Here is an 11,573-nt window from a genome sequence, read left to right as displayed (position 1 = left end):
AGCCGTGGCTTACTGCATATATGGCAATTCCGCCATATCTCTTTTCGTCAGATTCACTTTACACCAAAAACAAAAAGCCGTCAGTGTAATGACGGCTTTCTTCATTGTTTTGGTTACGAAAATCTAACCAACACGATAGTTCGGAGCTTCTTTAGTAATCGTTACATCATGAACATGTGACTCAGACATGCCTGCTGAAGTAATTTTCACAAATTTCGCATTTTGGCGAAGATCTTCAATCACAGCTGAACCTGTATAACCCATCGAAGAACGTAAACCACCCATCATTTGATGAACGATGTTACCCATTGGGCCTTTATAAGGAACACGGCCTTCGATTCCTTCTGGTACTAACTTCTCAGCACCTGCTTTTGAATCTTGGAAATAACGGTCAGCAGAACCAGTTGCTCCCGCCATTGCACCTAATGAACCCATACCACGATATGCTTTGTAGTAACGACCTTGGAAAAACTCAACTTCGCCCGGCGCTTCTTCAGTACCTGCAAGTAATGAACCAACCATGATCGTACTTGCACCCGCACCGATCGCTTTTGCCATATCACCAGAGAAGCGGATACCACCATCTGCAATTAAAGGAATTTGATCTTTTAGTGCGCTAGCAACGCTGTCAATCGCAGAAATTTGTGGCATACCAATACCTGCCACAATACGTGTTGTACAGATAGAACCAGGGCCAATACCTACTTTTACAGCATCTGCACCTGCATCTAATAATGCTAATGCAGCATCACCAGTTGCAATGTTGCCACCAATCACTTGTACTTGAGGGAAGTTTTGTTTCACCCAACGTACACGTTCAATTACACCAGCAGAGTGACCATGTGCTGTATCAACAACAATTACGTCAACACCGGCTTCAACCAATGCTTCCACACGACTTGGTGTATCAGCACCTGTACCTACCGCAGCACCCACACGTAAACGACCAAGATCATCTTTACAACTGTTTGGATAGCTCTCAGCTTTGCGGAAGTCCGTTACTGTAATTAAGCCTTTAAGTTCGTTGCTCTCACCAACGACCAAGACTTTTTCAATACGGTGTTTTTGCAATAATGCTTGAATATTTTCTTTAGACTCGCCTTCACGTACAGTTACTAAACGATCTTGGCCTGTCATGATGTTGCTAACAGGTTGTTCTAAATTGGTTTCAAAACGCGTATCACGGCCTGTCACAATACCAACAACCTTGCCGTCTTTAACAACAGGTACACCACTAATGTTATTAGCGCTGGTGATTGCGATGAGTTCACGTACTGTAGTTTCAGGCGTTACAGTGATTGGATCTTTCACCATACCCGCTTCGAATTTTTTCACACGGCGTACTTCTGCAGCTTGAGCAGCAATATCCATGTTTTTGTGCAAAATCCCGATACCACCATTTTGTGACATAGCAATCGCCATACGTGACTCAGTCACTGTATCCATTGCAGCTGAAACTAATGGGATATTTAAATGAATGCCGCGAGTTAAACGTGTCTTTAAAGAGACATCTTTTGGGAGAACAGTAGAGTAGGCAGGAAGTAATAAGACATCATCGAAGGTTAGCGCTTCTTGAACGATGGTCAGCATAACAATCTCACTGGTAAATTCCGTGAGCTATTATAAACAAATTTCAATGCAATTTTCATATTATCTTTGCCTTTTCCAGCAATAGATATTCGCCTATTCTAAATATTTCTCACTTATTATTGTGTTAGCTCATATTTAACTCACCTGATCATAGTCATGATCATTTTCAGAATCGGCTGGGTTAACACGAATAAGAGGAATAAGCTGGTGCGCCAAACGAGCTTTACTACACTGCTCATCTCCCACCTGCACCTCTCTACAGGTAGAACTACGTACAGCATAAATAGAACACCCCACCTCTTTACCAATTTCACCCATCAAAGCCTGACACCGTGGCTGAGCCCGATTAGTTCCACGCATACAAGAATAAACAGGTGTTAAAGATTCAACTAGATGTTCATCCATTAACTCGGCTTCAGCCCAGTAAAATGAAACCCGAAAATGTGCACAACATGCCCCACAGCGTAGGCACTCATCTGGAGTCGCAACTTGAGATAACATTTTATTCAAATTCTCGTCATCAAAAATTTTTCTGCGACGGAAAATACTAAAAAAATTTCAAATTGGACTCAAGATAATGGATCTCATTTTTTAAGTAGGGCAGCTAAAAATTTGCTCAGTCATTAAATCTACGCCGCATGGCAAGGTCTCAATCCAGTCTAAAAACTGATTGACCATTTCTTTACCCATAAATGGACTACCGTGCTGAGGCACAATCATTTCAATATCCATTTGGCGCACCATATTGACCCACAAACGGATAACTTTATTGGAACACATATAGCGTTGGTGAAAAGCCTTCATTTTCATGACGTGCGTATCGAAATCTTTTAAAGGCTGATTAGCATCTTCAACAATCGAGGCACCCATATCGCCAGAAAACAGAATCTTAGCAACTGGATCATAAAACTGAAAATTACCCACCGAATGTAAGAAGTGAGCGGGAACTACCACAAGCTTGGATTCTCCTAGAGTAATCACTTGGCCGCGGTCAGGTAATTCAATAAGACGGTCTTCCCAATTCCCTTTCATACGCTCACTCATAAATGAGGAATTTAGGTGTGGTAAAAAACGTGCCCATAATTTTGATGCAACGACTTTAGCATCGGTATAAACCAGCCAGCGTGGCATTGAAGTAATAATGTCCGGATCTTGATGAGAGGCCATCACATAGTCCAGATTTTTCAAACGTGTATATTTATTTAATTCCATCGTTAATGGAACGTAGGTCAAATCGCCACCTGGGTCAATTACAGCAGCGCGTTCATGGTCAATAATTAAAAATTGATTGGCTTGGATGCCTTCCCCTTTAACCAAGCTGGTAAAACTAATACATTTATGTACGCCATTATCAAATAATATCTGCGATGTTGTTTTTTCAAACCCCATACAATTCCCCAAAAAAACTTTAAATATTAGATATTTTTATATCCATACTAAAATAAAGGGATTCAATAACTCTTGCAATAAACTACTTTATTTTTCTAATAATATTTTAAAATTGATTTTGCTTTTCTTATTTTATAAATGAATCATAATGTTATTTAAAATTAAACCACAATAAATTAAAATAATTCTCATTATCAAATTTATTTTTTGTGCTGCTTAGGCCTCCCATGAATCAACCCTTCCGTTTTTCAACATCAAAAACATTGTTAGCAGTTGCTATTTTTACTTCGATGACAGCAAGTCACGCTGAAGAAATAACAGAACAACAAAATTCGACCAGTGTTCTCCCCACGATTTCTGTTCAAGCGCAAAAAGAAAGCACTTCACCTTACGTCGCAACGAAAGCAAACTCTGCCTTAAAATCAGACGCACCTTTATTTAAAACTGCTCAGTCGATTTCGGTGGTGACCCGCGAGCAACTTGACCAAAAACAAGCAAAGACACTTACAGATGCACTTGAAGGTGTTGCGGGTGTTGGAGCTGGGAAACTTGGTCGTCGTGGCTGGGATGATTTCATTATTCGAGGACAAACTTCTTCTGATTCAGTTTATGTAGATGGCTTAAGAGTAGGCCAAAATACGTATGTTGCTACTGAGTTATCAGGCATGGATCAGGTACAAGTTTTAAAAGGGCCTGCATCTATTAATTTTGGTTTGGTTGCTCCAGGAGGTATGGTCAACTTAGTGACTAAACGCCCTCAAGCTGAAAGCTTTGCTCGGGCCACTATGACTTATGGCAGCTACAACCTTAAAGAAGGAACGTTCGATTTAAACTATAGCCCTAATAATAGTGAAAAAGGTGCTTTCCGTTTAAATGGTCGTATCTCGGATCAAGATGACCCAACAGATTATGTATATTTTAAAAATTACTACATCTCTCCCTCTTATAACTTTGACTTAGGGGATAACACTGATCTATCTGTCATCGCAAGCTATCAGCATCGCGAATACATCCGTCAACAAGGGTTACCGGTCATTGGTACATTAAAAGATAACCCTAACGGCGCTATAGACCGAAGTTTATATATTGGCGATCCTAATTTTGGTAAATATGAAGCAGATGTTTACCGTACAGGTTATACCTTTAAACACGCTTTTGATAATGGTTGGAACTTTAATCAGAACTTTGCCGTACAAAAAACTGAAATGGATGGCACTGCTGTCTTTGCTCGCACAGGTAACAACTTTTGGGTAAAAAACAAACAAGGTGAAATCGACTACACAACCATTAGCCGTAAAAATAATAGCCGCCATCAAATTATTGATAATTTAAGCTTTGCCATTGATAACCGCCTAAATAAACAGTTTGATTTATATGGTATGCAACACGACCTTAATATTGGAGTAGATGCTTTTCAGGAAAAAAGTGATTACACCAATGATAAATACGACATTGGCGATTTAAATATCTATGACCCCGTTTACGGTCAAAATGTAAAATTGACTCAAAATGTTCGTGATATCAATCGTCTCAAATATTTAGGGCTTTATTTACGTGACCGCATTCAACTTAATGACCAATTACTTTTAAGCTTATCTGGTCGTCAAGACTGGGCTCAAACTCAAACCACAAGTTTGGTGACTGGCAGTACAAGTAAACAAACAGACAATGCATTTACAGGCAGCGCCTCTGTCATGTATACCCTTAATGATATTGTGGCTCCTTATGTCAGCTATGCCACTTCATTTACCCCAAATAGCGGTACTGATGTAAATAACAATCCATTCAAACCTGAAGAAGGGAAACAGGTTGAAGTCGGAATGAAATTACAAAGCCCAGATCAACGAGTTCAAGGTGCTATTGCTTGGTACGATTTAAAACGTCAAAATGTTTTAGTCACTGATACTGCGAATAGTGGCTATAAAGTACAACGTGGCGAACAGTTAACTCGCGGTATTGAAACTGAGCTAAGCGCAGAAATTTTAGAAGGTTTAAAATTAACAGCTGCCTATACCTACACAATTGATGCTGAAATTAGTAAAGATGCAAACGCGAGCAATGTAGGAAAAGCACTCGACAATATTCCTGAGCATGCTTACAGCCTGTCGGCTCGTTATAAATTTGACCCTGCCTCAAAACTTGGTTGGTATGTCGGCGGTGGATTCCGAGGTGAAACCTATAAAACTATGGATAAGTTAGATGTCCATATTCCAGGCTATACCGTATTTGATACAGAAGCTGGCTATGATGCAGGACATTGGGGTGCTCAACTTGCGATCCGTAATCTATTCGATAAAGATTACTATGCAGGTGCCTTAAATGAAAATTTGGTGACTTTAGGTAATCCACGTCAAATTAACTTTACTGTGAAATTTAACTATTAAAATTACCTATAAAAAAACGCACTCGATTCGAGTGCGTTTTTTTGGCAGCTTAAAATGTGTTAAAAGAAATAATGCTGTACTAGAGTAGAGATACCTACAATTAAGAAAATAGCAGCACCAATTTTATGAATGAGCGAGATAGATAAACGTTCAGCCAATTTATTACCAATAAATACAGCCGGTGCATTAGCAATCATCATTCCTAAGGTTGTACCTAACATCACCCAAAAGATGCTGTCGTAACGTGCAGCTAAAGCGACTGTTGCTATTTGGGTTTTGTCACCAATTTCTGCTAAGAAAAACAGGATAAAGGTTGCACCAAAAACACCAAATTTTTGCCATCTGTTAATACTATCCGTTTCATCATCGAGCTTATCTGGAATAAGCATCCAGAACGCCATACCAATGAAGCCAGCGGCAAGGACCCAGACTAAAATTTCGGGGCTCAGCACGGTTGTAATCCACTGTCCAAGTACAGCAGAAATACCATGATTAATTAGAGTAGCTAAAAGAATCGCAATAAGAATAGGGATTGGCTTACGGAAACGTGCAGACAGTAAAAGGGCCAATAATTGGGTTTTATCGCCCATTTCAGCGAGGGCAACAATTGAAGTAGAAATCAGAAATTCTTGCATGTCGTTTCTCTGGCTAGCATAAATGCCCATGACCTACCCCTCCTGCTAGCCAAATATCTGCAGAGTGGTAAATCAAAGGTCTTGCCAACTCGGAAACGATGAGACGTTTAAGCTATGATGACCATGTTCTGTTGAACAATTATGTTGATCATCACCTATTCATTTAGAAATGAATAGCGGCTACTCCCCAATGAAGTATGCGTTTATTATATTCGAGTAGTTCTATTTTTCAAACATTCAGGCGAAAAATTTTATCCACGCCCAAACTAACAATCGCCCTAGACCCAATAGTAAAGCTAAACAAATACTTAAGTTAATAAATCCAAAATTATTAATACCAGTTACGTGCTGAGACTGAAATTCAAATGGCAAAATAAGCATTGCTACAAATACTTCCAAGCCCATTGCAACGTAAGTCATCCATTCCCAAGGAAAGTGTAAAACACTCACCCACAACCCCATTAATAAAAATACAATTAATAGAATCGGCACCATGATTTTTAAAAATCCTACCATTTATTCTTTCTCCTTTACCGACTAACGAGAAATTTCTCCTCTCTCGACACTTCATTTTTCGTCTTTAGATTAACTTAAAACCAATTAAATTAAATATCAAAATAAAACCCCGCCGAAGCGAGGTTTTAATGATTCATTTAAAAATATTAGATTAATAAAGTACGAATATCTTTAAGAAGTTTCGTAAGTTTATTTGTAAAGCGAGCTGCATCTGCACCATTAATTACACGGTGGTCATAAGACAATGACAACGGCAACATTAAGCGCGGATCAAAGTCTTTACCATTCCATACTGGCTGCATTGTTGCAGGTGAAATACCTAAAATTGCAACTTGTGGCCAGTTCACAAGAGGTGTAAATGCGGTACCACCAATTGCGCCCAAACTTGAAATGGTGAAATTCGCACCTTGTAAGTCTTTTGGTGTTAATTTCTTATCACGTGCTTTTTGACCTAACACACCCAATTCAACTGCAATTTGCTTAATTGATTTTTGGTCTGGGTTACGAAGTACTGGCACAGTTAAACCATCAGGTGTTGCTACCGCAATTCCCATATGGATTTCATTGCGCAAGAGCACTGATTTACCGTCATCAGATAGATGACCTGCAAACTCACGCTCTTCTTTTAACAAGTACGCAACCGCTTTGATAATGAATGCCATAATCGTCAGGCTAATACCTTCTTTTTTGAAGTTGCCTTTTAACTCATTACGCCAATCTTCCAACTCAGTAATGTCTGCCAAATCAAACTGGGTGACTTGCGGAATAAAGTTGTTCAACGACAATTGCGGAATTGATACTTGCTGCAAACGTGTCAGTACTTTTTCTTCTACGCCACCAAACGCAGTGAAGTCAGGAAGCTTTGGCAAACCCGAAACCGCTGGTGCAGCCGAAGCAACTGGTGCCGCTTGCGGTGCAGTTAAACGAGTCTTCACATACGCAAAGATATCTTCTTTAACAACACGGCCATGTTCACCAGAAGTTTTAACTTGAGATAAAACTACACCAAGTTCACGAGCAAGCTTACGCACAGCTGGGCCTGCATAAACTTTAGCGTTTTCGGCTTCTTGTTCTTTGGTTAATTTATCATTACCAGAAGAAGCAGGGGCAGATACTGCTTGAGTCGGAGCAGGAGTTGCCGCTTTAGGTGCTGCTGCCTGTGGAGCTGATTCTGCTTTCGCCGCTGGTGCAGCAGCAGGTGCTTGGCCTTCAGCTTCAATTGTTGCCAGTAATACACCTTGTGAAACTTGTTGGCCTGCTTGCAAGTGAATTGCTTTCACAACACCAGCAACAGTACTTGGAACTTCCACAGTTGCTTTATCTGACTCAACAACAACAAGGCTTTGGTCTACATCAACTTTGTCACCAACCTGAACCAAGATTTCAGCAACAACTGCTTTATCTACACCCAAATCAGGAACGTTAATATCAACCAGTCCAGATTGAGTAGCAGTCGATGCTACAGTTTCTTGCTGAGCTGGTGCAGGTGCTGCCGCTGGAGCTGCTGTTGTAGAAGCAGGTGCCTCAGCTGGTGCACTAGATGCAGACGTTGTTTTTACTTGAATAAGAACAACACCTTCTTTAACTGTATCGCCTTCTTTAACTTGAATGCTTTCTACAGTACCTGCAACACTGCTTGGTACTTCTACAGTTGCTTTGTCAGACTCAACCACAACGATGCTTTGTTCAACATCGATCTGTTCGCCAACTTTTACTAAAATTTCACCAACTAGTGCTTTTTCAACACCAATATCGGGAACTTGAACTTCAACCACTTGGCTGGTTGTTGCCGTTGCTGATTGAGCAGCAGTTGAAGGCTGTTGAGCCGCTGCCGGTGCTGCTGTTTGTTCAGCTGCTGGTGCAGCTTTTGGAGCTTCTTCTGCTTGAGCTACTGGTGCAGCACCAGCAGCTTCAAGTTCAAGCAATACCGTACCTTCAGTTACGCTATCACCTTCTTTGATTAAGATGCTTTTTACCACACCTGCTGAAGTGCTAGGCACTTCAACAGAGGCTTTATCTGACTCAAGCAAAACAAGGCTGTCATTTTCTGCAATGCTGTCGCCAACTTTTACTAAAATTTCAGCAACAACTGCTTTATCTACACCAATATCAGGGGTCTTAATTTGCATGCTTAGTTCCCCTCACCTGTTTGCGTTTCATTATATTCAGCAACTGCCTGAACTTCTGGATGCGCTTGAGGAGCCCATGCCACTGGACGGTCAGTATCTAACTCAAAGTTAGAAATTGCGTCTTTAACTAAACGTGCATCCACTTCACCTTCGTCAGCTAATTTTTTCAAAGTAGCAACAACGATATGTGCAGCATCAACACCAAAGAAACTACGTAAGTTAGCACGTGTATCTGAACGACCGTATCCATCTGTACCTAATGCAACAAATGGGCGACCATCTGGAAGATAAGCACGGATTTGTTCGCTGTAAGCACGCATATGGTCTGTTGCTGAAACAACGATACCTTCTGTACCACGTAACTGTTTAGATACCCAAGATTCTTTCACTTCTTCAGAAAGTGGGTGTAAACGGTTGTATTCTTCACATGCCATACCATCACGTGACAACTCATTGAAGCTTGTTACACTCCAAACGTTTGAGTGGATTTGATATTCATCACGTAAGATTTTCGCAGCTTTGATTACTTCACGAAGAATTACACCTGAACCAAGTAATTGGACAGTTGCTTTTTCATCTTTTTCGAATAAGTACATACCACGTTTAATGCCTTCCTCAGCGCCTTCAGGCATTGCAGGATGCTCATAGTTTTCGTTCATTACAGTTAAGTAGTAGAACACACGCTCTTGGTTCACATACATACGTTGTAAACCGTCGTGTACGATTACAGCTAATTCATAACCAAAACATGGATCATAAGATACACAGTTTGGAATAGTGTTCGCCAAGATATGTGAATGACCATCTTGGTGCTGTAGACCTTCACCATTCAACGTTGTACGACCAGCTGTTGCACCTAACAAGAAACCTTGAGCTTGTGCATCGCCCGCAGCCCATGCAATGTCACCAATACGTTGGAAACCGAACATTGAGTAGTACATGTACATCGGAATCATTGGTAAGTTATTCGTTGAATAACTTGTTGCCAACGCAGCCCATGCACTCATTGCACCAGCTTCGTTAATCCCTTCTTGAAGCATGTGACCGTCACTTGCTTCACGGTAATGCATTAACTGTTCTTGGTCTTCTGGAGTATATTTTTGGCCGTGAGCAGCATAAATACCAAGCTGACGGAACATACCTTCCAGACCAAAAGTACGTGCTTCATCTGGAACAATTGGTACTACGCGGTCTTTAATCGCTTTTTCTTTGAGTAAAGAAGCAATTAAACGCACCATCACCATAGTGGTAGATTGTTCTTTACCACCTGAACCATTTAATACAGCATCAAATACAGATAATTCAGGAATCGCTAAAATTTCACTCTCTTTACGACGTGCAGGTAGGTAACCACCTAACGCTTCACGACGCGCCTTCATGTACTTCATTTCTGGAGAGTTTTCACTTGGGCGATAGAATGGAAGCTCTTCTAACTTATCGTCTGTAAATGGAAGATTGAAACGGTCACGTACATATTTCAAAGAGTCGATCTGCATTTTTTTGATTTGGTGAGTTTTGTTCACCGCTTCAATTTCTTCAGACAAACCGTAACCTTTAACAGTTTTCGCAAGAATAACTGTTGGTTGACCTTTAGCTTTCATTGCTTCTGCATAGGCAGCAAACACTTTGTAAGGGTCGTGACCACCACGGTTAAGATTATCGATATCTTCATCGCTTAAATCTTTTACAAGTTCCGCAGCTTCTGGGTACTTGCCAAAGAATTTCTCACGTGTGTATGCACCACCTTTCACTTGATAGCGTTGGTATTCACCATCAACTGTCTCTTCCATTACCGCTTTTAAAGCGCCTGTGCTGTCTTTTGCAAGTAGTGGGTCCCAATGACGGCCCCATACCACTTTAATTACGCGCCAGCCTGCACCACGGAATAAAGATTCTAACTCTTGAATGATTTTACCGTTACCACGTACAGGACCATCTAGACGCTGTAAGTTACAGTTAACAACCCAGATAAGGTTATCAAGCTTTTCACGACCAGCAAGTGAAATTGCACCAGTACTTTCTGGCTCATCCATCTCACCATCGCCAAGATAAGCCCAAACTTTACGATCTTCTTCTTTGATCAAGCCGCGGTTCATCAAATATTTTTGAATGTGCGCTTGATAAATTGACATGATTGGACCAAGACCCATTGATACGGTTGGGAATTGCCAATAGTCAGGCATTAAATATGGATGTGGATAGCTTGGTAAACCGTTACCGCCAACTTCACGACGGAAATTACTTAACTGCTCTTCAGTTAAACGTCCTTCAAGGAATGAACGTGCATAAATACCAGGAGCACAGTGCCCTTGGTAATAAATCATATCTCCGCCAAAGTTATTGCTGTTTGCGCGGAAGAAATGGTTAAAACCTACGTCATATAATGTTGCACTTGATGCGAAACTCGCCAAGTGTCCACCTAAATCATCACCTGTTTTATTCGCACGAAGTACCATTGCTAAGGCATTCCAACGAATCAATGCACGAATACGGCGTTCCATATCTTGGTCGCCTGGCATTGCAGGTTGTTCTTCAACAGAAATTGTATTTAAGTAAGGTGTATTGAGACGTTGAATTGGAACATGCTTAGCAATTGCTTGTTGGTAAAGTTTTTCCAACAAGAATGCCGCTCGTTCAGTTCCCATATGTTGTAAAACTGAATCGAATGCATCTTGCCATTCTTGGGTTTCTTGTGCGTCGGAGTCACCGTAAAACGCCATAATTCACCTGTTCCTTGTTCTCTAATCTACTTTGTATTTTTACCACGTTTTACCCCTTTCAAGTTATTGCCTCGGGTGAATGTGAGGGGGCCCTATTATTTTCTGAATGAATAGTCATTGACCGAGCAGTAAACAAAATAACAAAAAAACGCCAATAATGGCGTTTTTTTATACAATCTTTGCGTTAAAAAAGGTTTAGCTTAGTTTTAG

8 protein-coding genes and 1 riboswitch are annotated in these 11,573 nt (G+C 40.7%); of the genes, 1 reads left to right on the top strand and 7 read right to left on the bottom strand.

The annotated features are described in order from the left end of the window. Positions 1 to 123 precede the first annotated feature (123 nt). The 3 genes from guaB to WBW42_RS10075 form a co-directional block, all read right to left on the bottom strand. A complete protein-coding gene (gene guaB, locus WBW42_RS10085; RefSeq protein WP_002121951.1) occupies positions 124 to 1,590 on the bottom strand; it encodes an IMP dehydrogenase in 1,467 nt (488 codons plus the stop codon). A gap of 135 nt (positions 1,591 to 1,725) precedes the next feature. Next, the gene (locus tag WBW42_RS10080) at positions 1,726 to 2,091 is read right to left on the bottom strand and encodes a YkgJ family cysteine cluster protein (protein WP_032057088.1); all 366 of its coding nucleotides are present in this window, start codon (positions 2,089 to 2,091) and stop codon (positions 1,726 to 1,728) included. A gap of 90 nt (positions 2,092 to 2,181) precedes the next feature. Continuing rightward, positions 2,182 to 2,979 carry an oxygen-binding di-iron domain-containing protein gene (locus tag WBW42_RS10075; protein ID WP_017387567.1) on the bottom strand — a complete coding sequence of 266 codons (798 nt, stop codon included), beginning with the start codon at positions 2,977 to 2,979 and terminating at the stop codon, positions 2,182 to 2,184. A gap of 227 nt (positions 2,980 to 3,206) precedes the next feature. On the opposite strand from WBW42_RS10075, the gene WBW42_RS10070 reads away from it, so the two are divergent. Next, on the top strand, positions 3,207 to 5,363 hold the full coding sequence (locus WBW42_RS10070; RefSeq protein WP_032057089.1) for a TonB-dependent siderophore receptor: 2,157 nt from the start codon (positions 3,207 to 3,209) through the stop codon (positions 5,361 to 5,363). A gap of 59 nt (positions 5,364 to 5,422) precedes the next feature. Here WBW42_RS10070 and WBW42_RS10065 read toward each other — a convergent pair whose 3' ends face one another. The 4 genes from WBW42_RS10065 to aceE all read right to left on the bottom strand — a co-directional run bounded on the left by WBW42_RS10065 (position 5,423) and on the right by aceE (position 11,363). After that, a complete protein-coding gene (locus WBW42_RS10065) occupies positions 5,423 to 5,998 on the bottom strand; it encodes a TMEM165/GDT1 family protein (protein ID WP_005804434.1) in 576 nt (191 codons plus the stop codon). A 15-nt stretch (positions 5,999 to 6,013) separates the two neighbouring features. After that, positions 6,014 to 6,199: riboswitch (yybP-ykoY riboswitch) on the bottom strand. Between the two features lie 36 nt (positions 6,200 to 6,235). After that, a complete protein-coding gene (locus WBW42_RS10060; protein WP_032057090.1) occupies positions 6,236 to 6,514 on the bottom strand; it encodes a hypothetical protein in 279 nt (92 codons plus the stop codon). A 146-nt stretch (positions 6,515 to 6,660) separates the two neighbouring features. Further along, positions 6,661 to 8,643, bottom strand: coding sequence for a 2-oxo acid dehydrogenase subunit E2 (locus WBW42_RS10055; RefSeq protein ID WP_032057091.1), 1,983 nt, complete (start codon positions 8,641 to 8,643; stop codon positions 6,661 to 6,663). A gap of 2 nt (positions 8,644 to 8,645) precedes the next feature. Beyond that, positions 8,646 to 11,363, bottom strand: coding sequence for a pyruvate dehydrogenase (acetyl-transferring), homodimeric type (aceE, locus tag WBW42_RS10050; RefSeq protein ID WP_032057092.1), 2,718 nt, complete (start codon positions 11,361 to 11,363; stop codon positions 8,646 to 8,648). Between the last annotated feature and the right edge of the window lie 210 nt (positions 11,364 to 11,573).

This window comes from Acinetobacter sp. LT1 (assembly GCF_059800965.1).
This window is presented reverse-complemented; position numbering and strand designations above follow the sequence as displayed.

Bases quoted from the DNA above. Each gene is read 5' to 3' on its own strand.
- guaB (WP_002121951.1), bottom strand. From the start codon at position 1,590: ATGCTGACCATCGTTCAAGAAGCGCTAACCTTCGATGATGTCTTATTA.
- WBW42_RS10080 (WP_032057088.1), bottom strand. From the start codon at position 2,091: ATGTTATCTCAAGTTGCGACTCCAGATGAGTGCCTACGCTGTGGGGCA.
- WBW42_RS10075 (WP_017387567.1), bottom strand. From the start codon at position 2,979: ATGGGGTTTGAAAAAACAACATCGCAGATATTATTTGATAATGGCGTA.
- WBW42_RS10070 (WP_032057089.1), top strand. From the start codon at position 3,207: ATGAATCAACCCTTCCGTTTTTCAACATCAAAAACATTGTTAGCAGTT.
- WBW42_RS10065 (WP_005804434.1), bottom strand. From the start codon at position 5,998: ATGCAAGAATTTCTGATTTCTACTTCAATTGTTGCCCTCGCTGAAATG.
- WBW42_RS10060 (WP_032057090.1), bottom strand. From the start codon at position 6,514: ATGGTAGGATTTTTAAAAATCATGGTGCCGATTCTATTAATTGTATTT.
- WBW42_RS10055 (WP_032057091.1), bottom strand. From the start codon at position 8,643: ATGCAAATTAAGACCCCTGATATTGGTGTAGATAAAGCAGTTGTTGCT.
- aceE (WP_032057092.1), bottom strand. From the start codon at position 11,363: ATGGCGTTTTACGGTGACTCCGACGCACAAGAAACCCAAGAATGGCAA.